At 43.7% G+C, this 22,766-nt stretch carries 21 protein-coding genes; 6 read left to right on the top strand and 15 right to left on the bottom strand.

The genetic code is table 11. From position 1 onward, the window contains the following. Nucleotides 1–24 precede the first annotated feature (24 nt). Both B4C48_RS11205 and B4C48_RS11200 read left to right on the top strand, forming a co-directional pair. Nucleotides 25–1,395: an LLM class flavin-dependent oxidoreductase gene (locus B4C48_RS11205; protein ID WP_291356500.1), complete on the top strand. Its 1,371-nt coding sequence runs from the start codon at nt 25–27 to the stop codon at nt 1,393–1,395. Nucleotides 1,396–1,699: 304 nt separating this feature from the next. After that, nucleotides 1,700–3,061 (top strand): LLM class flavin-dependent oxidoreductase, encoded by a 1,362-nt coding sequence (locus B4C48_RS11200; protein ID WP_291356498.1) that lies wholly within the window; start codon nt 1,700–1,702, stop codon nt 3,059–3,061. Nucleotides 3,062–3,495: 434 nt separating this feature from the next. Here B4C48_RS11200 and B4C48_RS11195 read toward each other — a convergent pair whose 3' ends face one another. Further along, a complete protein-coding gene (locus B4C48_RS11195) occupies nt 3,496–4,323 on the bottom strand; it encodes an ABC transporter ATP-binding protein (protein WP_291356496.1) in 828 nt (275 codons plus the stop codon). Nucleotides 4,324–4,360: 37 nt separating this feature from the next. Next, complete coding sequence (locus tag B4C48_RS11190; RefSeq protein ID WP_086193917.1) at nt 4,361–4,576, bottom strand: TOBE domain-containing protein; 216 nt, start codon at nt 4,574–4,576, stop codon at nt 4,361–4,363. A gap of 224 nt (nt 4,577–4,800) precedes the next feature. Here B4C48_RS11190 and B4C48_RS11185 point away from each other — a divergent pair, with 224 nt between their 5' ends. Next, the gene (locus tag B4C48_RS11185; protein WP_291356493.1) at nt 4,801–5,898 is read left to right on the top strand and encodes a sigma-54 interaction domain-containing protein; all 1,098 of its coding nucleotides are present in this window, start codon (nt 4,801–4,803) and stop codon (nt 5,896–5,898) included. A 194-nt stretch (nt 5,899–6,092) separates the two neighbouring features. On the opposite strand, the gene B4C48_RS11180 is transcribed toward B4C48_RS11185, so the two are convergent. From B4C48_RS11180 to B4C48_RS11135, 10 genes are all read right to left on the bottom strand, one after another. Then, on the bottom strand, nt 6,093–6,923 hold the full coding sequence (locus B4C48_RS11180; RefSeq protein ID WP_291356492.1) for an ABC transporter permease: 831 nt from the start codon (nt 6,921–6,923) through the stop codon (nt 6,093–6,095). 22 nt (nt 6,924–6,945) lie between these two features. Beyond that, on the bottom strand, nt 6,946–7,779 hold the full coding sequence (locus B4C48_RS11175; protein WP_291356490.1) for an ABC transporter ATP-binding protein: 834 nt from the start codon (nt 7,777–7,779) through the stop codon (nt 6,946–6,948). A gap of 21 nt (nt 7,780–7,800) precedes the next feature. Continuing rightward, complete coding sequence (locus B4C48_RS11170; RefSeq protein WP_291356488.1) at nt 7,801–8,829, bottom strand: ABC transporter substrate-binding protein; 1,029 nt, start codon at nt 8,827–8,829, stop codon at nt 7,801–7,803. 11 nt (nt 8,830–8,840) lie between these two features. Further along, nucleotides 8,841–9,653, bottom strand: coding sequence for an ABC transporter permease (locus B4C48_RS11165; RefSeq protein ID WP_291356486.1), 813 nt, complete (start codon nt 9,651–9,653; stop codon nt 8,841–8,843). Nucleotides 9,654–9,655: 2 nt separating this feature from the next. Further along, complete coding sequence (locus tag B4C48_RS11160; RefSeq protein WP_414631508.1) at nt 9,656–10,501, bottom strand: ABC transporter permease; 846 nt, start codon at nt 10,499–10,501, stop codon at nt 9,656–9,658. Continuing rightward, complete coding sequence (locus tag B4C48_RS11155) at nt 10,495–11,745, bottom strand: MFS transporter (RefSeq protein ID WP_291356482.1); 1,251 nt, start codon at nt 11,743–11,745, stop codon at nt 10,495–10,497. The genes B4C48_RS11160 and B4C48_RS11155 overlap by 7 nt, the downstream gene beginning before the upstream one ends. Nucleotides 11,746–11,760: 15 nt before the next feature. Continuing rightward, nucleotides 11,761–12,816, bottom strand: a complete 1,056-nt coding sequence (locus tag B4C48_RS11150; protein WP_291356480.1) for an ABC transporter substrate-binding protein — start codon at nt 12,814–12,816, stop codon at nt 11,761–11,763. Nucleotides 12,817–12,849: 33 nt separating this feature from the next. After that, nucleotides 12,850–14,331 (bottom strand): DUF3138 domain-containing protein, encoded by a 1,482-nt coding sequence (locus B4C48_RS11145; protein ID WP_291356478.1) that lies wholly within the window; start codon nt 14,329–14,331, stop codon nt 12,850–12,852. Nucleotides 14,332–14,429: 98 nt separating this feature from the next. Beyond that, entirely contained in the window at nt 14,430–15,941 is a 1,512-nt protein-coding gene (locus B4C48_RS11140) for an amidohydrolase family protein (protein ID WP_291356476.1), read from the bottom strand. Between the two features lie 352 nt (nt 15,942–16,293). Further along, on the bottom strand, nt 16,294–17,133 hold the full coding sequence (locus B4C48_RS11135) for an SDR family NAD(P)-dependent oxidoreductase (protein WP_291356474.1): 840 nt from the start codon (nt 17,131–17,133) through the stop codon (nt 16,294–16,296). A gap of 231 nt (nt 17,134–17,364) precedes the next feature. Between B4C48_RS11135 and B4C48_RS11130 the strand changes: the two genes are divergently transcribed. The 3 genes from B4C48_RS11130 to phoR all read left to right on the top strand — a co-directional run bounded on the left by B4C48_RS11130 (nt 17,365) and on the right by phoR (nt 20,388). After that, entirely contained in the window at nt 17,365–18,075 is a 711-nt protein-coding gene (locus tag B4C48_RS11130) for a TetR/AcrR family transcriptional regulator (protein WP_291356472.1), read from the top strand. 218 nt (nt 18,076–18,293) lie between these two features. Beyond that, complete coding sequence (phoB, locus tag B4C48_RS11125) at nt 18,294–19,004, top strand: phosphate regulon transcriptional regulator PhoB (RefSeq protein ID WP_291356470.1); 711 nt, start codon at nt 18,294–18,296, stop codon at nt 19,002–19,004. 25 nt (nt 19,005–19,029) lie between these two features. After that, on the top strand, nt 19,030–20,388 hold the full coding sequence (phoR, locus tag B4C48_RS11120) for a phosphate regulon sensor histidine kinase PhoR (protein ID WP_291356468.1): 1,359 nt from the start codon (nt 19,030–19,032) through the stop codon (nt 20,386–20,388). 45 nt (nt 20,389–20,433) lie between these two features. Here phoR and B4C48_RS11115 read toward each other — a convergent pair whose 3' ends face one another. The 3 genes from B4C48_RS11115 to B4C48_RS11105 all read right to left on the bottom strand — a co-directional run bounded on the left by B4C48_RS11115 (nt 20,434) and on the right by B4C48_RS11105 (nt 22,552). Next, nucleotides 20,434–21,081, bottom strand: a complete 648-nt coding sequence (locus tag B4C48_RS11115; RefSeq protein ID WP_291356466.1) for a glutathione S-transferase — start codon at nt 21,079–21,081, stop codon at nt 20,434–20,436. Nucleotides 21,082–21,180: 99 nt separating this feature from the next. After that, nucleotides 21,181–21,579, bottom strand: coding sequence for an OsmC family protein (locus tag B4C48_RS11110; RefSeq protein WP_291356464.1), 399 nt, complete (start codon nt 21,577–21,579; stop codon nt 21,181–21,183). Nucleotides 21,580–21,604: 25 nt separating this feature from the next. Further along, a complete protein-coding gene (locus B4C48_RS11105) occupies nt 21,605–22,552 on the bottom strand; it encodes a pirin family protein (RefSeq protein WP_291356462.1) in 948 nt (315 codons plus the stop codon). Nucleotides 22,553–22,766: the final 214 nt, after the last annotated feature.

Raw genomic sequence — 22,766 nt, 5'->3', positions numbered from 1 at the left:
AAATGATGATAACAGGGCAAGATCATGGCTAAACGACAAATTAAACTGGGTGCTTTTATTCCCACCACCTCGCAACATGCAGCAGGTTGGCGTCATCCACAGTCGCGTCCAAACGATCATTTAAGTCTTGATTACGCCATAGAACTGGCAAAAACCGCCGAGCAAGGCTTATTTGATGCCTACTTCCTGGCTGATGGCTTATCGGTGAACTGGAGTCATGGTGCGTCTAAAAGCAAGCAAAGTATTGGTTATAGCGACAAGGTGGTTGGCTTTGAACCGGTGACTTTATTTGCGGCTATTTCTGCCGTGACCAAAAATATCGGCTTTATTGCCACGGCCTCAACCACTTATGAAGAACCTTACCTTTTGGCACGTAAATTTGCCTCTTTAGACCATATCAGCAAAGGTCGTGCGGCATGGAACGTGGTCACCACCATTTCAGCCGATACTGCACGTAACTTTGGTTTTACTGCCCATCCGGATGCCAAAGTCCGTTATGAACGCGCCGATGAATTTATTGAAGTGACGCAAAAACTCTGGGATTCATGGGAAGAAGATGCTTTCCTTTATAATAAAGAAAGCGGTCAATTCTTTGATGCAACCAAGCAACATGAACCGCTACATACAGGCAAATATTTTAATGTACAGGGTGCACTGAATGTGCCTCGTCCGCCGCAAGGTTACCCGGTGATTGTGCAAGCCGGCCAGTCGGAAGATGGGCGTGAACTGGCTGCCAAATATGCCGAAGTGATTTTCACTGCCCAGCAAGACCTGAGCGATGCCCAGGCTTTCTACCGTGATGTGAAAGCGCGTTTAGCTAAATATGGCCGTCACGCTGATGACCTGAAAATCATGCCGGGTGTGTCGGTTTTTGTCGCTAAAACCGAACAGGAAGCGCAAGAAAAATATCAGTTATTAAATAGCCTGATTCATCCTGATGTCGGTCTAGGTTTATTGTCCGGTCTAGCTGGTCATATTGATCTTTCAAAATTTGATCTGGATGCGCCATTTCCAAAACTGGAAGATGCCGACATCAACTTCTCGAGCCGTCAGCAAATGATGATTGAGATTGCCCAAAAGCATCATTTCAGTATTCGCCAGCTGTATGAATATATTACCTCGGCACGCGGTCACTGGACATTGATTGGTACAGCTGAACAAGTGGTGGATCGGATTCAAAACTGGTTTGAAAATGAAGCAGCGGATGGTTTTAATGTGTTGCCGCCTTCGACTCCAGCAGGTCTGAATGATTTTGTGGAGTTTATTGTGCCTGAACTGCAGCGTCGTGGCTTATTCCGTACTGAATATGAAGGAAACACTTTGCGTGAAAATCTGGGTTTAAAACGTCCTGAAAACCAGTATGTACTAGAACGACAACAAGCGCAGGCATCTTAATTCAAGAACAATTTAAAATGCCCTGCGGGGCATTTTTTTATGCCGTTTTAAAATGACATCGCTTTTGATCTTTCTAAAAAGCCGATAACCACAGATCTATGCTTTCTTGAGTCTTGCTTATTTTTTATATAAGCACTGCATTTTTTCTACTGTCTGCTTTTAAACAAAGCTGCCCTTTTTCTGCTGATTATTAAACATATAAAAATCATATGTATTTTATATTATTGTTTTAATTATATTTTTTAATTGGCATATATCTTGAAATACGCATTGTTGAGAAAAATACAATCTATAGGATATAACAATGTCAAAACGTCAAATTAAACTCGGTGCCTTTATTCCCGCGACCGCTCAACATGCTGCTGGCTGGCGTCATCCTGAATCACGTCCTCAGGACCATTTGAATCTTGATTACATTATCGAGCTGGCAAAAACCGCAGAGAAAGGTTTATTTGATGCTTACTTTTTAGCAGATGGCTTATCCGTTCGCTGGGGTTCGGCAATTGAAGGTGAATTGGGTTTAGGGGATAAAGGCGTTGGCTTTGAACCGGTGACCTTGTTTGCTGCGCTGTCTGCAGTGACCAAAAATCTGGGCTTTATTGCGACCGCATCAACTACCTATGAAAACCCTTATCTGTTGGCACGTAAATTTGCGTCTTTAGATCATATTTCAAAAGGTCGCGCTGCCTGGAATGTGGTGACTACAGCATCCCCCGATACCGCGCGTAACTTCGGCTTAGAACAACATCCAGATCCTAAAACACGTTATGAACGCGCGGATGAATTTATTGAAGTGACGCAGAAGCTTTGGGATTCTTGGGAAGATGATGCCTTTATTTACAACAAAGAAAGTGGTCAATTTTTCCATGCCGATAAAATTCACGAGCCTCAACATACTGGCAAATATTTCAGTGTACAGGGCGCACTCAATGTCTCTCGTCCAGTCCAGGGTTATCCAGTGATTGTCCAAGCCGGTCAGTCTGAAGATGGTCGTGAACTGGCGGGTAAATATGCCGAAGTCATTTTCACCGCGCAACAGAACCTGGCAGATGCCCAGGAATTCTATCGCGATGTCAAAAGTCGTTTATTGAAATATGGCCGTCATGCAGATGACTTGAAGATCATGCCGGGCGTGTCTATTTTTGTCGCGAAAACTGAGCAGGAAGCGCAAGAAAAATATCAGTTATTAAACAGCCTGATTCATCCTAAAGTCGGTTTAAGTTTACTGTCGGGTTTATCTGGTGGCATTAACCTGGATAAATATGATCTGGATGCACCCTTCCCTAAACTGGAAGATGCCGACATTAATTTTTCCAGCCGTCAGCAAATGATGATTGATATTGCGCGTAAGCATAATTTCAGCATTCGCCAACTGTATGAATATATTGCCTCGGCACGCGGTCACTGGACATTGATTGGTACAGCTGAACAAGTGGTCGATCAGCTGCAAAACTGGTTTGAAAATGAAGCGGCAGATGGTTTTAATATCCTGCCACCGACCACCCCTGCCGGTCTGAATGACTTTGTTGAATTTATTGTGCCTGAACTGCAGCGTCGTGGCTTGTTCCGTACCGAATATGAAGGCAAAACTTTACGTGAAAACTTAGGTTTGAAGCGTCCAGAAAACCAGTATGTTTTGGCAAGTAAGCAAGTGAAAGCGTCTTAATTTAAAACCAGTTGAATATCCCTTCTTGGTGAGTAATGCTAGTGTCAATTAAGGAGTTTAGAAATAAACTTCTTAATTATGATCAGTGAACAACGGTATTTTCCATTTTAAATTAAATGCTTGTAAGCTATATGCTACTTTTGTTTCGGCAAAAGTAGCCAAAACCATTTGTCATCCACAAAACTCGTTCACTACCGCTCATTTTTTTAATTTATCGCAGAAACAATTATTTTCTAATCTGGTCCTGCCTCAGACAGTTGTGGATGACGTTTCCGCGTATCCCATATCATCATGAATTAAAATAATAGAAATCAGTCAATTTCTTATCTGCTCTCCATTATCTTTAGTGAGGGATTTTTTTATGTCGGGCTGTTTTAAGCAGACATAAAAAAAACCCACTTTACGCAGGCTTTTGGATAGCAAATACAACCCAATTACCAAGCAAATTGATAATCGGAAAACTTCGCTGGTTGTTTGTTATTGTGTAATTGGTCTTTTAAAGGATCGCTAAAATCGAGCAAAATATCATTTTTAATATTGTGCAAACGCACATCTTCACGTTTACGTGGATGCGCAACGGGCACATCCACAATGCGTTTAATTCGACCCGGATGCGGCTGCATCACCACCACGCGATCACCTAAAAATACCGCTTCTTCCACATCATGGGTCACAATCACCATGGTGATTTTTTCTGCCTGCCAAATCCGCTGCAATTCATCTTGTAGGTTCTGACGGGTTAAGGCATCCAGTGCGCCAAATGGCTCATCCAGAAACAAGATTTCTGGACGATTCACCAGACTTCGCGCAATAGCAACACGCTGGTTCATGCCGCCTGAAAGCTGCGATGGATAGGCATTGGCAAAACTGGTCAGATTAACCAGTTGCAGATGTTCATCAATCAGCTTGTCTTCTTCAGCACGGGTCAGCTTATTTTGATGCAGTGCAATACGCACATTTTCACGCACGCTTAACCACGGAAAAAGACGATGGTCCTGAAATACAATCCCACGGTTTAAACTGGTACCAAAAATCTTTTTGCCATCCACCTGGATCTGGCCTTGATAGCTATTTTCCAGTCCAACCAATAAGCGTAATAGGGTGGATTTACCACAGCCACTGCTGCCGACAATACTGATAAATTCTCCCGGTTGGATGTCTAAATTAATATCGTCCAGTACGGTAAGCTCGTCATTATTTTGCGTTGGATAGGTTTTGCTCAGTTGCTGAACAGATATATGGCCAGTCTGTTGCTGTGTCATCTCTCAATTCTCCTGTAAAGCTTGAGGTTATGGCGAATTACAGCTTCGCCAAGGACACTTCCGTCGATTTGATCAATACCACCACTTCAGAACCCACTTTAAGATCGAGGTCTTTGACTGAACGGGTACTAATAATTGAAGTGAACAGACCTGCTTTGGTTTCCACATTGATCTCTGAAACAACGTCACCTTCTAATACTTCTTGAATAACGCCTTTAAATTGATTGCGTACGTTAACAGCTGTGATTGTCATTATAATTACTCTGTGTTTATGATTTACTTAATATAAAATATTTTTAGCTGATCATTTATCTCGATTTAATATTTAGTTATGCATGCTTTATTTATCTATTTAACAGATATATTTATCAAAAAGTATTTATGCAGCAAAACAGATAATTAAATATCGTTTTATTATTTATTTTTCGATATTAAATATTTCATGATGAGTTCAATTTTTATAATGAAGCAAATCATATGTCTATATTAACGCATCCTAGCGTCAGTCAGACGGTTCGCTACGAACGCGCCCGAGCGACCGTCTTTGAAGATCCTCTATCAAAGGCGTTACTGGAGCGCATTGAACAAATTGCGCCAAGCGATGCCAATGCCTTGATTATTGGCGAAACCGGTACGGGTAAGGAATTGGTGGCCAGACAAATTCACGCCTTGAGTCACCGTGCCAAAGGCCCTTTTATTGCGGTCAATTGCGGCGCCTTAACCGAATCTTTGGCAGAAAGCGAGTTATTCGGACACGAAAAAGGTGCCTTTACCGGTGCAATCAATCAGCGCATTGGCTGGTTTGAAGCGGCGCATAATGGCACATTGTTCTTAGATGAAATTGGTGATTTATCGCTACCGATGCAGGTAAAATTACTGCGGATTTTACAAGAACGCGAGATTGTCCGGGTCGGCTCGCTCAAGCCGATTCGGATTAATGTACGGATTATTGCCGCGACCAATGTTGACCTGGAAAAAGCAGTGCTGGAAGGTAAATTTCGTGAGGATTTATTTTACCGCTTATATGTGGCTTTACTGCGTATTCCAAGGCTTTCAGAGCGCCGAGATGATATTTCACCCCTGGCAAAGTTCTTTGTGGAGCGCTACCAAACCGACCCGCATGCCACCCCTTTACGCATCTCGCCTTTGGCACTTAAAAAGTTACATCAGCACCGCTGGCCCGGCAATATTCGTGAACTGGAAAATACCATTCACCATGCAGTTTTGGTCAGTCAAAATGGGGTGATTGAACCGGACGATATCCGCTTTTCCAACCTATTACATAGCCGTAGCAAAGGACAAAATCCAAGTACACAGCAAAACGATTTAGATATAACTGCATTGCCGGAAATTTTGGCCAATGCCGATGCGGAAAAATTATTGCAATCCACCTTTCAGCATTTATTTCAAGCTTCGCAGCAATTGCCGCAACTCAATATCAATGAGTTGATTGAAGAGCAATTTATTCGCAGTGCCTATACTTACTGCGAATACAATCAGGTGCATACCGCAAGGTTATTGGGTGTGACACGAAATGTGATTCGTACGCGTTTAATGAAATATGCATTATTATAATTAAATGTATTTTTTAAAAAAAATCAGACACTATATTAAAAAATACATAATTTATTTTAGAGTTTTATTTTAATTCAAACTAAAAAAATTAATATTTTATTTATTTTAAAACTCAAATATTTATTATTTTAGCAAATATAAAAAAGCAGTGAATTAACACTGCTTTTTTGCATTTTAATTCTGAGGTATTAATATTATTCAGATGGATTATGTTTCCAGGCAGTAAAGTATTTTTCCAGCCCAATCAAAATGTAGTTAAAAGATAAGCCCACTAAAGTAATCACCAGAATTCCGACAAACATTTGTGGAATTTCAAAACTAAATTGTGAATACATAATCAGATAACCCAGACCAGCTTTGGCGCCAAACATCTCCACCGCCACGAGCGCCAGGATCGAGATCGCTCCAGCCAAGCGGATGCCGACAAAAATGGTCGGGACAGAAGCGGGTAAAATCACTTTACGGAACAGTTGATACGGTTTTAAACCCATGGTGCGCGCCGATTTAATCAATAGTGGATCAACAGTTTGTACACCGGTAATGGTATTTAACAGAATCGGCCAGGTGCATGCGTAAACCAGCAAGCTGATTTTAGAAGCTTCACCAATCCCTAAAAATAAAATGAATAACGGCATTAATGCCAGCGCAGTGGTATTACGAAACAGTTCCAATAATGGGTTTAAGGTTTCCGCGACCAGTTTGTACCAGCCGATCACCAGCCCCAATGGAATGGCAATGGCAAGTGCCAGGACAAAACCAATAATCGAGCGCTGGATACTGGCAAAGAAATGCGTACCCAATTGACCACTTTGATACAGTTGCCAGGCCGTTTCCAAAACTGTGGATAACGGTGGTAAAAATGCCGGGCTGACCACACCTGCTCGAGGTAAGGTTTCCCATAATAATAAAAACAGCACAATCGCAATGGTGCGTTTAAAAATGGTGTTCAGCCAGCTGAGTTCCAAGCGTGGTTTTGACGGGCTAAAGGTCGGGCTATGCGGAATCGCCTGTTGAGTCGATGACATGATGAATAATCCTCAATTTTATTTATGCGTGAGCAAGCTGTTTGTCTTTTTCGAGTGCTTGCGCCTTAATCACTTCTTCGCTTAAGAGCGACCAGATTTGATGACGAATTTTGCCGTATTCGGCGGTGGAGCGAATGTCCTCAGCTTTGGCTTTCAGGCTGGCGGGAATATCGATGACTTCCTTAATTCGCCCTGGCCTGGAGGTCATAATCGCCACGCGTTGACTGAGGAAAATCGCTTCATCAATACTATGGGTGATGAAAACAATGGTTTTTTTCGAGCTTTGCCAAATTTTAATTAACTCTTCTTGCAAGGTTTCACGGGTTTGCGCATCCAGTGCAGCAAAGGGTTCATCCATCAGCAAAATTTCCGGCTCATAGGCAAGGCTGCGCGCAATCGCCACACGTTGTTTCATCCCACCGGAAAGCTCATTCGGATAATGCTTTTCAAAACCTGAAAGTCCAACCAGTTGCAAATAATACTGGGCTTTTTCATGGCGAGTTTTCTTGTCGACACCTTTGGCTTCCAGACCAAATTCAATATTTTCTAAAGCGGTCAGCCAGGGATACAGCGCGTATTGCTGAAACACGATGCCACGGTCCAAACCCGGCTGGGTAATCTGTTTGCCGCTGAGTAAAATTTGCCCCGAAGATGGCTTGGTTAAGCCGGCAATCAGGTCAAGTAAAGTCGATTTACCGCAACCACTCGGTCCAACAATAGAAACAAATTCACCGTGTTGGATATCTAAAGTGACATTTTCGACCGCCACGAATTCAGGTTTGTAATTTTTGCTATTGGGATGATTTTGTGCAGGAAAGACCTTACGCACATGATCTAAATTTAAAGCACTGGTCATTATTGTATTCCTTTTTTAATCTTAATTTTTTTGCGCTGCATAAGGATTAAATTCATTGCTGTACAGCGTGCTGACATTGAGCTGATGCGGTTTTAATTTCTGCTCTTGTACCAAAGCCTTGATCCAAGGCGCGAAGTCCTGATCTTTTTGAACCCCACCCACTGCATGTACACCGGTTCCGGTGTAATAGGGAATCAGGACTTTGGTTTCGTTGCGCTGACGTTTATCAATAATGCTTTCCATACGCGCCACGATTTGTTCTTTCGGGGTGTGATGTAACCATTCTTGTGCACGTGCGACACCATTGACAAAGGTTTTAGCCAATTCCGGGTTCTGTTTAATAAAATCACGGCGCATTGAATAACTGCCGGCAGTGAATGGTCCGTATAACTCAATATCTTTAAAGATCGGACGCACACCACCGCTCTTTAACGCACGTTTTTCTAGAATGCCCGAGAACACGGCAATATCGATTTGACCATTACGTAAAGCTTGCTCGGAACTCACCGGCGGCAAGACAATCAGTTCAACATCACGAATTTCTTTTTCAGTTAAACCATGACGCAGTAAATAATCTTTCACGATAAATTCGTAATGGGCGCCAAAGGCATTTACCGCGACTTTTTTACCAATAAAATCGCGTGGACTACGAATCGGGCTGTTCTCTAAAACATAAAAACCCACGTTCATGTCTTCATCACTGCCATAAGATGCGATCACAGGCACCACATCTAAACCCGCAGCAATGACTTTCACCACGGCGCCATTAAAGGCTGAAGCAAAATCAACATCACCTGAAACTAGGGTCAATAAATCCTGTGGGCCACCTTGTACCGTACCGACATAATCCAGTTTAATTTTGCCCAGGTAGCCCAAGTCTTGTGCCAATTCAGGCAACGACACCAGACCGGGGTAACTTTGATAACGTAAATGCGTCACTGCAGTAGCAGGATTTTTTTCCAGCTGTTGTGTGCTACAGCCTGCAACTACACTTGCACCGATCACTGCGCCTAGAATCGCTTTTTGCCAAAAATGAGGAAGTATTTTCATTGTTATTTCTCCTAGCTCCGCTGCTGCCAGCGCAGTACTTTTCGTTCTATACGCGCAAGGATGCTGTTTAAAATCACCCCGACAACACCAATGGTTAGCATGCCTAAAATAATTAGAGACACATTAAATTGCTCACGACCACGGATGACCAAATTACCCAGTCCAACGCCATAATTTGCCAGTAAAAATTCCGAACCCACGGTTGCCAGCCAGGCGAAAATTAAACCCAGTTGCAGACCAACAAAAATCTGTGGACTGGCTGCCGGTAAAATCAACTTGCGGTAGGTGTAGAGTTTGGGAAATTGATAGACTCTTGCGACTTCGCTATATTTCGCGCTGATGCTGCTCACGCCCTCTAAACTATGCAGCGCGACAGGATAGAATACCGAAAGACTAATAAACAGGATTTTTGCACCGTTGCCATAACCTAAAAAGGTTGAAATTAACGGTAACCAAGCAAACAGCGAGACCTGACGCAATACGTTAAAGCCCGGTGCAAATAGCCAGTTGATCCAGCGCGTGGTACCTAACGCCACGCCAAAGGCAACACCGAGCGTTGCGCCAATCGCATAGCCGACAAAATTACGACTTAAACTGGCCGCGAAACCTTGCCAGAATTCAGCTTGGTTAAAGCTCTGCATAGCACCCGTTAATACCGTGAGTGGCGATGGAATCAATTTAGGATCGAGCCACTGTAAAGTGGAAGCTAGCGCCCAGAGTGCAATAAATGCGAGGGGTAAAATCAAGGCTTGCAGCACTCTGATACTTTTTTCCAGACGTGGATTTCTCCAGGTTACTGATTTTTCAAAACTAAGTTCTGACATGATTAGCCTCCCACGCGTGTTGCGTAAAAACGAGCAAGGCGTTCAAAGGCAGCCAATACGCTGTCCAGAACAAAGCCCGTGATGCCAATTAAAATGATGCCCATGAAAATAATATCCATCTGCATCAATTGACGTCCCCACACCATCAGGAAGCCGATGCCTTCACTGCTTGCCAGCAGCTCGACAAACACCAAAGCCAACCAGGCCTGCATCACGCCTTGACGTAAACCGCTGATAATCGCAGGCAGGCTTGCCGGTAAAATCACTTTAGAAAAGGTTTGAAGTTTGGAAAATTTATAAACCTGCGTCACTTCTAGTAAACGGCTTGGTACTTGTTGGATCCCTTTAAATGTCGCAATCAAGACTGGAGAAATGACTGCAAGCGAGATCGCCACAATCTTCAAGGCCTCATCAATACCCAAGAAGATCATCAGCAGTGGAATCCAGCCAATGATCGGGAACTGGATCAGTAAGTTGATACTCGGCAAGACAAAACGCTGTGCGCGTTGGGACAAGGCAAACCAGATTCCCAAACTTAAGCCTACGCTCACCCCTAAAGCCACGCTCCAGAAAATACGTTTGGCGCTAGTGGCAAAGTGAAATTGCAAATCGCCAGACTGCCAAAGTTCAACGCTGGTACTCCACACCAATTGTGGCGCTGGCAAAATTTGCTCTGGCAACCACTGCTGCACGGTTGCCACATGCCACACCGCCAACAACAACACCGGTAGTAGCAGACCACAAGCCAATTGCAAGGTTACTTTCAGGTATTTCTTAAAAAATTCAAATGCACTTCGGTAACTTTGCCACTGTACCGAATGTGTGCTTACATTCGTAAGGCTCATGATTCTTGTCCTTCTGCGAGTTGTTGTGAATCATCAGGTTTTAAAAATGAGATAAATGCCTGATCACGAGAGATCAATAAAATCAGTCCGATAAACGCCAGACCAATGGGGAAAAACAGATTTTGCAAGCCGATGCTGGCGCCAAATGCTGCGCCTAAAAAGCCACCAAACAAGCCACCGGCCGGGCCAACCAGCGCTACAATCGGCGAAATTTTTGCCATCGCGGTTTGTTCGCCAACTTTGGCAAAGGACATAAAGTTGGCAATGTGCAACATGCCCAAACCGAGTCCCAGCATCAGCGATGCCGGCCACATCCAGAATATAATCGGCGTGATGGCCAAAATCAGTAAGGCACTGCTGATCAAACTCAAACCGATCCAGTAAAATTTCGAATAGCCAATCAGTTCAGCCAAGCCACCCAGGGTGAAAAGTGAGCCGACAAACACAATGCCTTGGGTGGTGAGCAACATCACCGCGACCGATTCCGACATAGAGAAACTTTGAATAGCGATGACCACAATAAAAAAGCCAAAATAGTTATTTGCGATACTGCTTAAAAACTCTAAAGCGCAGACCACACGTAAAGCTGCATGGGTTTTCAGTAATGCCAATGGAGCCAGCACATCACGCCATTGAAAGCTCGGTGCATTAGCCGCAGTTTGATAAGTTTTCTGAAAGCAAAACGGGGCAAAAAATAACGTGGCCAGGAACATCACAGCGACACAGTAAAAACTGCCGCCATAACCAAAATACTGGATCAGCAATACTGTTAAAGCCGGCGCAATCAGGAAAAAACCCATCATGTGCGAACCACGGAACCAGCCTGCTTTGGCTGGCCCAAGGCGTTTTAGATTGCTCAGGAAAACCGTATTAATCGAGACAAAGCGCATCGGTAAAACAAAGCTCACCAAGGCTGTCAGCGCCAGTAGATACCAGGCACTTTCCTGCAGCGGAGTCAGTGCATATAAAGCTGCACCCATCACACTGCCAAGACTAAAAACTTTCAGTGAACCGAGACGCTGCACCAAAACCCCAATCGGCAGCGCCATAAACAAGATGCCGATGCTTTGCGCTGCCGCAATCAGTCCCAACTGAAGCTCAGTCGCCTCAAGTTGCACGGCGTACAATGAAATCAGAATACGGGCAACGCCCACCCCTAACCCGGCAATAATCGTCAGCAGCACAAAACTGCTCATGAACTTTGCGGTTAACGGTGTAGTGATCACATGGCTTTCAATTGGATTCATAACCACGTTCCTGAATTATTTTGGCTGGCCATTGGCATTAAATGCACGCCAATAGTTCTGTAAATTCAGTTCTTTCAAGGCATTATTCAAATACTTCGGTTCATACCAGGTTTTGGTATCGACATCGCGGCGGATGAGTTTTGCGTCTTTGGCAATTTTTAATGCGCTGTCGATTTGCGACCGATGGAATTCATCCAGTAAGGGGCTGTTACGGTCTTTGAGGTTCCAGCCATCCCAGGTTTTCTGGTAGTCGACCAATGGAATACCACTTTGTGACCAGAGCTTATATTGGGTGACTCGGTTGGCTTCTTCTGAACTCCACCGTGCTTGTTTAATGAATGTCGTAACAACACGTTGTGTGATTTCTGGATATTGTTTTTCGAAATTCTCAGTCACCCAAAAATGCGCCACGGCTGCAACTTTTGGATCCTTAATTTCAATTAAGGTTTTTGCGACTCCACGTGAAACCAAACTAAATGGTGAAGTAATCGTGGCATCAATATCACCTGTTGCTAGAGATGTACGAGCAGAATAACTATCTTGCGAAATCACACGCAGGTCACGTTCGGTAAAACCATATTTTGCTAATACACGGTTAAATACGATTTGACCATTGGTGCCTTTAAAGATTGAGAATTTTTTGCCTTTTAGATCAGCAAAAGACTTCGCGCCAGAACCGGCTGGTACGGCCACATACACGGGACCAAAATGTCCAGTAGAAAACAATACTTTGGTTTTCAGTCCTGTCGAGCGTCCCACCAATGACGGTAAGTCACCATGTAAAGCAAAATCGACCTTACCGTTGGCTAAGGCTTCATTGGTGGCAGGGCCTGCACCCGGAAAGAATAACCAGGTGACTTTAATACCATCTTTTTTAAATTCTTGTTCCAACACACCACGTAAATGGGCTGAAGCAGCAAAGCTCCCACCCACTTTAGGTTTGCCCCCCTCACCTGCACTTGACATAGAAATACGAATTTCTTTCGGGTTGGCTGCATGCAGCTGCAAACTAAGTCCCAATGCCGATAAGGCCAAGAATGTAGTGGCAATTTTTTTAGAGAAAAGCTTCATATTTAACAGTCCTATATAAATTAAATAATTGAATTAGAAGGTATATTGGAATTGCGCTTGCAGTTCATTGGTGTCTTTTTGGGCGGCAGCTTCTATGTCATAGATATAATGATTAAGCTGTAACTGAAATTTGGTGGTCTGCGCAAAAAACAGGTTTAAACCCAGAGAGTGAATGTCGTATTCACCGATGCGGCCACTGGCGCTATCGAGATAATCTTGCTGATTTTTATTGGGGTTATAACTGTCGTAGCGGTAATAGCCTTGAATCGATTTCGGCCAGAAATCATCAAATTTGGCATTGGATTTAATACTGTTATAGAACTGGTCACCCAAGGTATAGAACGCGGTAAAGGTATGCCCTTCTGCTTTGGCTTCTTTTATTGAAGGTACAGTCGTGTCGATATAATCGGTCTTGCCTTGCAGATATTCATAGGTCACACCAAAGGGTGCATGGTTGTAATAGATATCGAAACCCAGCCGATCACGTTTTGCCTTGTTATCGTTGATGCCGGAGCCGGATAATTTTGCTTCGCCTTTGATATAAGACGCACCGACTTTGAATTCGCGTAACCAGCTGGCATAGTCGACCGGCAACGTGAATGCCACACGGCCGATATAGTCTTTGCCGTTATTGTCATCGGTTTTGTTGCTGCCATTGCCGTTAGTCACCCCAATCGCATATTCAAATAACGGTGCGCGATAGTTCGCACCATAGTCCACAAAGGGCTTGGCATCGCCGCGCACAATCAAGCCATTTTGGCGGGTAAATAAACCTAAGTAAGTTGGAGCAGTTGCGGTGCTAATGGTTGGGCGCAAGTCTTCAGGTGATTGCACATCTAGACCGAACGGCAAAAGCTGCTGACCTAGGGTGAGATTCAACTTGGAAATTTCTGCCCCCCCATTGGTCGACAACACGTGATAGCGCAAGTAAGCATCGAGCAGGTTAAAGTTGCTGTTATTGCTGCCGTCATTACGTTTTGAATAACCAAAAGAGGCTTGATAATCGAGGTTTTTGCCTTCGTTGTAATCTTTAAATAGATTACCGCGCACGCCAAGCAACGCTGTTCCGATATCAAAAGTCGATTTTGGAGTATTGGGTGCGGTGTTATTGTCCTGAACATTGGCACGCAGTTGCACCGTACCAAATAAAGTCGTATCACGTGTCGACTTGACCGTTTGGCGTTCATACTGACGCGACTGGTCATATTTATAGTTTTCTAAATCGGTACGTAAACCTTCAATATCATCCGACGTTGCCGGCGTTGGGCCAGCAGCCAGTTCAGATTCCTCAGCACCTGCAGTACTTTCACTTGTTACACTTTCATTCACGGGTGCAACAACAGCAGCATTGGCTTGGGGTTGTGCTTCAACAGCATGTAAGCGTTGTTGCAGGCTTTCAATCTGCTGTTTCAAGCTGCTCAGCTGCTGTTGTAAATCAGCGTCACTGGCAAAGCTCAATGGACTGCTTGCAGATAAAATTAATGCCACTGCAAGGTTTAACGACGTTCTTTTCATACTCTCATTTCACTTCTTTTTTGTGCCCCAAAGCGCAAAGCTGCCCCCAACCCCAAGCCAAGGACCTGGGGGTAAATGTAGTGCGTGGGAAATACGGGTTATGCGGCCTGTTTCTTTTTCAGTTTTTGTTCCACTTGCGTGCCTTTAAAGAAATCAGGATTGTTTGCGGTATAAAAACGGTAAGGATTATCAAACACCAAGGCTTTAAAATCCTGTTCAGTAATTGCCCCCTCTGTAACTAAATCCCAGGTTTCCGCCAAAGGCTCCGTCAGTTCGGGTACATCCCAATGACCTGAATCTGATGAAAATAAAGCATTTACTTTTTGATTAAACGGCGTTGCCTGTGGATGCAATGCGCCAACAATGGTGCGGTCATCGGCTTCGTTGCCGAAATAGAAATTCGGCACCCAGCGATCAAAAATATCTTGTTTGTTGTGGATCTTAGCCAAAGCAAAATCGTTAATATCTTCAGCTTTCTGTTCACGGAAACGGAATGCTGATGCCACTCCAAATACACTTTCAATGATTTGATCGTCACTATATTCACGGCCTTTAAACAGTTCCTGTCCGTGCTGACGATATAAGTCAATAATCAACTGACGATCGATATTGGCCGGGTTATATTGCTGCACATGCGCATTGCCACGCTTTTCAAAACGGTCGACCAGATGGGTCAATACATTTGCACCCCAGGCTGCACCCGCTTCCAATAGCGCAATGCGCAGTTGTGGGAAACGTTCGGTCACACCACCAAAAAACAGCGCTTTGGCCAAAGCTTCAGAGGCATCGGCAAAATGGTTAATATGGTTGAACATATAATTCGATGGCGAATTACGTGCCACCCAGCTTTGACTGCCTGAATGGGTGGATAGGTTGATTCCCAGTTCAATACTCTTCTGCCAAAACGGGTCATAGTCGTGTGCACTATCAATTCCAAAGAAATCCAGCCAATAGACATAGCGACGCAGCTCTTGATCATCTGGATATTTGTCGGCAATCGCTTTCACTGGACGACGGATTGCACCCGGAATCAGGGCGGTTTTTAAGCCGAGAGTATTGACCGCATATTCCAGCTCTTCAATGCCTTCTTCAGGGGTATGTAAGGGAATCGCGGCAACTGGGGTTAAACGGTCGGCATAAGGACGATAAATATCGGCATGATAATGATTGACCGCACGGGTTAAAGTACGGCGTAAATCATCATTGCTTGAGTTAATCGGAAATAACGAGATATTTGGATAAAGCACTGCATAATCAGTTCCCAATTCTTCCAGACGTTCATTGAGTAATGACGGTAAAGATACTGTAGCCAGGTCATATGAGTTCTGTGCTGGCAGCGCCCAGAAAGGCGGACGGAATAAACGTTTATCCTGGCGTTCTTGCGGTGTGGTTTTATACCACTCTGCAGCCAGGACATTTAAACCATTGCTGTTTAAATGTTCACGGAACAGATCCACCACTTTTGAACCGCCGTACTGGGCAATATAGTCTTCCAGCAATGGACTGAATTCATTGGTATGAATATCGGTATCAATCACCGGATAATCCAGCTGCGCTTTGACTTCCGCTGAACGGGAATGTCGGGCTTTTAAATCGTGTAAACGGGTCATGGCTATGCCTCTAATTTTCATTGTTCTGTAGCTCTTATTTGGCAACAACCATGCCAACAATTTAAATTATTGTTTTATATAAACTTATTAATTTTATTCCTACTTACTATGTTGGTTTTAACGCGATATCCGTGTTGATCTTTCAACACTTGCTTATTTAAATTCAGCTGGTTTTTTTATTTTTATTTCTTATTTTTGGATATAGCTCTGCTTTTTTAAATGTCTGTTCCCCTTTCAATTTAGGCACTGAAACTTAAGTAAAAATCATTTTTTAGATCTCACAATATTCCAATTTTTAAGCATAAAAAAACCCGCAATTTGCGGGCTTTTTAAAGGGATAATTTTCAGCAAATTATTTGCCTTTATTGCTTAATTTGGTCGCGAATGCGGTAATACGCTGATAACCGGTCGGCAAAATACGCTGGATTAAATCCAGGGTTTTGGCATCATTACCGATGAGTAAACGGCGCTTGTCTTTTTGTACCGCTTCAATGATTTGACGGGCAGCTTCTTCAGGTGGGCAACGTAATAATTTATTAAAAGATTTAGCGGATTTTTCCGGATGCATGCCTAGGGTTCGAATGCTGTCATTCATTTTTGCCGCATTGGCAATATTGGTACGAATACCGCCCGGGTGTACACAGAGTGCACTCACGCCACAGTTTTCCATGTCCAGTTCCTGACGTAAGGATTCAGTAAAACCACGTACCGCAAATTTGGTCGCGTTATAAGCAGACTGGGTCGGCTGTGCGGTTAAACCAAACAGGCTGGAAATATTGATAATATGCCCTTCACCCGATTTCTTGATTAAAGGCAAAAACTCTTTGGTGCCATAGACCACGCCCCAAAAATTAATATTCACAATCCATTCCAGTTCTTCGTAAGAAGCGCCTTCTACGGTTGAACCCAATGCCACACCGGCATTGTTAAAAATCATGTTGACTGAGCCATGATCCTTCACGGTTTCAGCAGCCCAGTCGCGTACCTCTTCAAGTTTGGCCACATTGACTTTTTTCGTCGTTACACGGACGTGACTGTCTTTGACCAGTTCAACCGTGTTTGCCAAACCCTGTTCATTCACATCACTTAAGGATAAATGACAGCCCTGTTTCGCTAAAAGTACCGCCAATTGCTGACCAATACCCGAGCCCGCGCCGGTAATTGCTGCGACCTTATTTTTAAAATTTTTCATGACCCATCCTTATTCAGTTTTCTGCCTCATTCGCCTAAACATCTCGATTGTTTTTCTGCTGCGTTGAGGTGCAGTTCATTCATCCAATATAATTTTGACAATAATCATTGTCAATATAATATATGACCAATGCTAAAATCAAAGACCATTCATCTATTTACAGCATAGGTCTACAGACAAATTCTTGTTAACATAGCTCAAAATCTCGATTTCATTTGGCACATCACCTTTATGACTGAACCACAGCAAAATCTTGAACAACAACAAAATAAGCCGTTAAAAAGCAAAGAACGTCAATTTAAAGGCCTGTCTTTAACTGAACGTAAACAGGCACGTCGGGAAAAGCTGATTGAAGCCGGGATAGAAGCGTATGGCTCACAGGGTTTTTTTGCAGTGACGGTGAAAGACATTTGTAATGAAGCCAAACTTACTGAACGTTATTTCTATGAATCTTTTAAGAAAAGTGATGAACTGTTTCAAACCATCTTCTTAAAATTGATTGATCAATTGCAGCATAATGTCATGCAGGCGATCATGCAGGCCTCGACTGATCCGCGGAAAATGATCGAAGCCGGTTTAACTGCTCTGCTCACTACCTTAAAAGATAATCCGGGTATGGCCCGAATTATTTATATCGATGCCATGCTGGTTCAAGAGCTGCATAATCAGGCCACCATTCATGAAACCATGTTACGTTTTGACCGCATGATTCATGCCTTTGTCATGTTAATGATGCCGCATATTGACCGTTCTGAACGGGAAATTTCACTCGTCGCAACCGGACTGAATGGTTATGTTACACAAATTGCCATTCGCTGGGTGGTCAGTGGCTTTAAGCAATCAATGCAAGAGGTTTTGTCATCTTGCAGTATTGTTTTTCTGTCTTTGCTGGATACTTTTTCAGAAAAAGAAAAAATATTGAAAAAAGAAAGTTCTTCCTGATTTAAAACTTAAAACCTATACAATGCCTTGAATTCATTAAATTTAGATCACTGATTTTTCTTAAATTGTTTATGTTGCAGTATAAAAATTGTCACAATTTTTTGCGAAATTCGCCAGAGCAACCTCTTTTGCAATGATACTGTCATAATTAATCTTTGTAATAAGCCTGTCATAAATAAAAAACGGTTCACCGTTAACATCAAATAGGATATTGCGTTGTGAAAGATGACTATATATTAATCGTCGATGACGAACTTCCCATTCGAGAGATGATCCATACATCTTTAGACATGGCAGGCTTTCAATGCTTACAGGCCGAAGATGCAAAACAGGCTCACCAGATGATTGTGGATCAACGTCCTGCGCTTATTTTATTGGATTGGATGTTACCGGGTGGCGTAAGTGGGGTCGATTTGTGCCGCCGCTTGAAACGCGATGAAACCCTGTCCGAAATTCCAGTCATTATGTTGACGGCTCGCGGTGAGGAAGACCATAAAGTTCAAGGTCTGGATGCCGGTGCTGACGACTATATGACCAAGCCTTTTTCTACTCGGGAACTGGTTTCACGTATTAAGGCCGTATTACGCCGTGCCAATGCCTTGAGTGGCGAAAAAACTATTGATGCCAATGGCCTGATACTGGATCCGGTCAGTCAGCGCGTCAGTCATGGTCAAAATATTTTAGAAATGGGACCAACTGAATACCGTTTGCTGGCATTCTTCATGACCCATCCGGAACGGGCCTACACCCGCGCTCAATTGCTGGATCAGGTCTGGGGTGGTAACGTATACATTGAAGACCGTACCATTGACGTACATATTCGCCGTTTGCGTAAAGTGCTAGAGCCTTTTGGTGCAGACCGCTATGTACAAACCGTTCGTGGCACAGGTTATCGTTTTTCTACCCGCGCAGATGTCGCATTAGGTTAGTCGTTTTCTAGGTAAACCGTGTTTTATGTATGAACCCTACCCCATCCCTGAACTTGCACGAGAACATAAACGATTCCGTTACAGCAGTTTATGGACTTTTGCCAAACAAGATTTACGTCTGCTGGCCTTTTTACTGCTCATTGCAGGTTTAATTGGCTTAGGGATCGGGTATTTCTGGGTTTTTATCCTCATTGCCTTCGCAACATTTTTTATTCTGCAATTACGTTCACTGTATTTGGTCAATGAATGGATTTCCAATCGTCCTTATGATGTTCCACCCAATCTGGATGGCATCTGGGGGGCCTTACTGTTCAACGTCTACCGTTCCCAGCGTCAGGAACGTATTGTACAGGCGGAAATGGTTGGCTTGATTGATCGCGCGCAATCGTCACTGGTGGCGCTGGCTGAAGCAGTGGTGCTGATTGATGAACTGCATCAGATTGAATGGTGGAATCCGGCTGCAGAAAAATTACTCGGTATTCAACCGCTAGACCGTGGTCGCAATATTTTAACCCTGCTTCGTCAGCCGAATTTTATTGAATATTTCAACAATATTGATCAGGCACCTGATGGTCTGAAAATGAAATCTTCCGCCTTTGAAGACCATTATGTACAAGTCAAAATGACCCGTTTTGGGGGCGAAAGCCGGCTGCTGGTGGCTTATGATGTCACTCGGATGCATAACCTAGAACAAATGCGTAAGGACTTTGTCGACAACATTTCCCATGAATTACGCACACCACTTACGGTACTCAGTGGTTATATTGAAACCTTTACCGATCAGGAAGATTTAAATCCGCGCTGGAAACGTGCCTTTGATCAGATGCAGGCGCAAACCAAACGCATGAATGCCCTGGTGAATGATTTATTGCTGTTGTCACGCCTGGAAAATGACAAAAAAATTGCTAAAAACCAGATTATTGAAATGCCAAGCCTGATGAACCAGCTGTTTGATGATGCACAGGCTTATAACGTGGACTATCACCATACCTTGAATCTGGATATCGACAGTCATTGCGACCTGATTGGTTCGGATATGGAACTGGCCAGTGCCTTTAGCAACCTGATCACCAATGCCATTAAATACACGCCTAAAGGCGGCACCATCACCATGGGTTGGCATGATGATGGTGAACACGGCATCTTTACCGTTGAAGATACCGGGATCGGGATTGACCCCAAACATTTGCCGCGCTTAACCGAACGTTTCTATCGGGTAGATAGCGCGCGCAGCCGTCAAACCGGAGGAACCGGCTTAGGTCTGGCTATTGTCAAACATGTGTTGATGCAGCACGGCGCACATTTGGAAATTGAATCCAAAGAAAATGAAGGCTCGACCTTTAAAGTGATTTTCCCGAAAGAACGCCTGTACAAACCAAACTAAACACTCCCCGGTTCAGCCTCATTTTCACCCATCTACCTGGCTGGATTAAGCCAGGTTTTGTTCCTTAAACTTGGCTCGCTGAAAAGCAGGACGTTCCTCAAGGCGTTTCAGATATTTGGCGATATTCGGATATGAACCTGAGGTTCTGGACTGAATGGCATCGAGCGGAAACCACATCTGAATATCAGCAAAAGAAAATGACCCGGCAAAATACTCATGTTTGGATAAGTAATCTTCCAGGTAAGCAATATGGTCTTTTAAGCGCGGATGAATAAATCCTGCCTTCACCCCGGCCGTAATTTTGTGTGCGACCGGCTTAATCAGCCAAGGCACATTTTTGGGCACATTGCTCATCACCAGTTGCATCACCAATAAAGGCATTAATGAACCTTCGGCATAGTGCATCCAGTAGCGGTATTGTTGCTGATCTTTTTTGGCCGTCGGTTTAAATTTCTGCGCTGTATCATAGCTTTCCTGCAGATGTTGCAAAATCACAGCCGATTCAACAATAGTCTGGTCTTCATCGGTCAAGATGGGTGCTTTAGCCAAAGGATGAACCAGTTTTAATTCAGGCGGTGCAGCCATTGTAGGCAGACGTTTATAAAATTTGACCTGGTAATCTTGCGCCAGCTCTTCCAAGGCCCATAAAATTCTAAAAGAACGCGATTGATCTAAATGGTGAAGTGTAATCATTATCTGTTGATCCCTATTTTTATATTTTGCTTATGACCGGTCATGTTAAAAAATGACATTCTGCTTTGCCCACAATCTCAGGTGTATCGGGTCACGTATTTAAAGCAGAACCGTGTTAATGTCCAGACTGCGTAACAGTGTTTTGGTGACTGGTGTTTTACTGCTGATGTCTAAAACTTTTTGCTGTAGCTCATCTGATAAGGGCTGAGCAAAAGACAAGCGCCGCTCGATCCATTCTTTGCCTTCCTTATTGGCATTAAAATCGGCTTCTACTGAAAACTGACCGAGCTCTATGCCTTTATGACGGGCATACATACGCAAGGTAATCATGGTGCAAGAAATCAGTCCTGAACAAATCCAATCATAAGGTGCAGGACCTTGATCCTGCCCGCCAAAGGATTCGGGTTTATCGGTAATTAACTGGTGTTTTCCGCTTTTCACTTCGCCTGACCAGGGTTCAGCCAGGCTTTGTACTTCTGCATTTGCAATAATTGCCATATTCACAAAATCCTGAATTTTATCGTTATTTTGAAGCACGCATTTTATCGGGGAATGCGGGTGCTTCCAGACGGGGGCCAGGATAGTCAGGAATGGTACCAAAACGCTGGTCCTGATTAATCCAGTGGTCACGGGCTTGGCAAAGTTCTTCCTGAGTCCGCCCGACAAAGTTCCACCACAGTAATATTGGTGACTCGAAGGGTTCCCCACCCAACAATAAAACGCGGCTGCCTTTATGCAAGCGGATGTCAATTTCAGTCATGCCTAGCTCCAGCACCACCATGTTGTCTTCCGTCAGTTCATGTCCATTGACTTCAGCAACACCCTCGAGTGCCATAAAACCATATTCAAATTTTGGATTCAATTGAATTCGAGTGGTGGTGGATTCCAGTGCAGTTAAATCCACACCCAGCAATTCGCTATGCACCGCAACCGGTGACTGGGTCTGTAAGAATTCCCCTACCAATACGGTGAATTCAACCTGATCTCTTTCCACTACAGGAAGTTCCGGATAATGATCGAAGCGCGGCGCCATATTGATCTTGTCATCCGGCAAAGCAATCCAGAGCTGGGCAGCATGCATATGGGTTTCACTTTCCGGTGCCACCTCAGTATGTGAAATCCCATAACCTGCAGTCATTAAATTGACCTGTTTGGGACGAATCAGTTGCTTTGTCCCCAGACTGTCGGTATGCATCATGGTGCCTTCAATCATCCAGGTAAAAGTCTGCAAACCAATATGCGGATGCGGACCAACATCCAGACCATCGCCTTGAGGAAAAACCACGGGACCGGCATGATCCAGAAAGCACCACGCCCCAATTAAACGCTTATGCCGACTTGGCAAGGCACGCTTGATCACGGTGCCCTGTCCAATTTCAGCACTACGCAAAGGAAATTCCTGGATAAACTGATTTACGTATTTTTCACAATCGTCCGAATTGGAAAGCTCTGTATAGTTGCTATTGGTCATATGACTATCCTGCATTTCATGAACGCGTCTGTTCTTGTAGATCCTATCTATTGTTATCAATCATATAGACTCTTTATGCTCCAGCCTATAGTTAAGTTAATACGCTGAATACTGGATATAGGACAATGTTATTTTTGAAATTTTTCCTCATAAAACAAGGTCTAGAGGCTGTAAGTCTTTGACTATTTATAACCTATTCATATGAATTTTATAG

Origin of the sequence: Acinetobacter sp. UBA3106 (assembly GCA_002365595.1) — a bacterium.
GTDB lineage: Bacteria > Pseudomonadota > Gammaproteobacteria > Pseudomonadales > Moraxellaceae > Acinetobacter.
Note: the sequence above shows the minus strand (reverse complement) of the source record. Positions and strands in the feature narration are given on the sequence as shown.

Coding starts and splice junctions, on each gene's coding strand:
- B4C48_RS11195 (WP_291356496.1), bottom strand. CDS start 4,323: ATGACACAGCAACAGACTGGCCATATATCTGTTCAGCAACTGAGCAAA.
- B4C48_RS11140 (WP_291356476.1), bottom strand. CDS start 15,941: ATGACCCGTTTACACGATTTAAAAGCCCGACATTCCCGTTCAGCGGAA.
- phoR (WP_291356468.1), top strand. CDS start 19,030: ATGTATGAACCCTACCCCATCCCTGAACTTGCACGAGAACATAAACGA.
- B4C48_RS11130 (WP_291356472.1), top strand. CDS start 17,365: ATGACTGAACCACAGCAAAATCTTGAACAACAACAAAATAAGCCGTTA.
- B4C48_RS11170 (WP_291356488.1), bottom strand. CDS start 8,829: ATGAAAATACTTCCTCATTTTTGGCAAAAAGCGATTCTAGGCGCAGTG.
- B4C48_RS11205 (WP_291356500.1), top strand. CDS start 25: ATGGCTAAACGACAAATTAAACTGGGTGCTTTTATTCCCACCACCTCG.
- B4C48_RS11165 (WP_291356486.1), bottom strand. CDS start 9,653: ATGTCAGAACTTAGTTTTGAAAAATCAGTAACCTGGAGAAATCCACGT.
- B4C48_RS11180 (WP_291356492.1), bottom strand. CDS start 6,923: ATGTCATCGACTCAACAGGCGATTCCGCATAGCCCGACCTTTAGCCCG.
- B4C48_RS11200 (WP_291356498.1), top strand. CDS start 1,700: ATGTCAAAACGTCAAATTAAACTCGGTGCCTTTATTCCCGCGACCGCT.
- B4C48_RS11115 (WP_291356466.1), bottom strand. CDS start 21,081: ATGATTACACTTCACCATTTAGATCAATCGCGTTCTTTTAGAATTTTA.
- B4C48_RS11105 (WP_291356462.1), bottom strand. CDS start 22,552: ATGACCAATAGCAACTATACAGAGCTTTCCAATTCGGACGATTGTGAA.
- B4C48_RS11150 (WP_291356480.1), bottom strand. CDS start 12,816: ATGAAGCTTTTCTCTAAAAAAATTGCCACTACATTCTTGGCCTTATCG.
- B4C48_RS11145 (WP_291356478.1), bottom strand. CDS start 14,331: ATGAAAAGAACGTCGTTAAACCTTGCAGTGGCATTAATTTTATCTGCA.
- B4C48_RS11185 (WP_291356493.1), top strand. CDS start 4,801: ATGTCTATATTAACGCATCCTAGCGTCAGTCAGACGGTTCGCTACGAA.
- B4C48_RS11155 (WP_291356482.1), bottom strand. CDS start 11,745: ATGAATCCAATTGAAAGCCATGTGATCACTACACCGTTAACCGCAAAG.
- B4C48_RS11135 (WP_291356474.1), bottom strand. CDS start 17,133: ATGAAAAATTTTAAAAATAAGGTCGCAGCAATTACCGGCGCGGGCTCG.
- B4C48_RS11190 (WP_086193917.1), bottom strand. CDS start 4,576: ATGACAATCACAGCTGTTAACGTACGCAATCAATTTAAAGGCGTTATT.
- B4C48_RS11175 (WP_291356490.1), bottom strand. CDS start 7,779: ATGACCAGTGCTTTAAATTTAGATCATGTGCGTAAGGTCTTTCCTGCA.
- B4C48_RS11110 (WP_291356464.1), bottom strand. CDS start 21,579: ATGGCAATTATTGCAAATGCAGAAGTACAAAGCCTGGCTGAACCCTGG.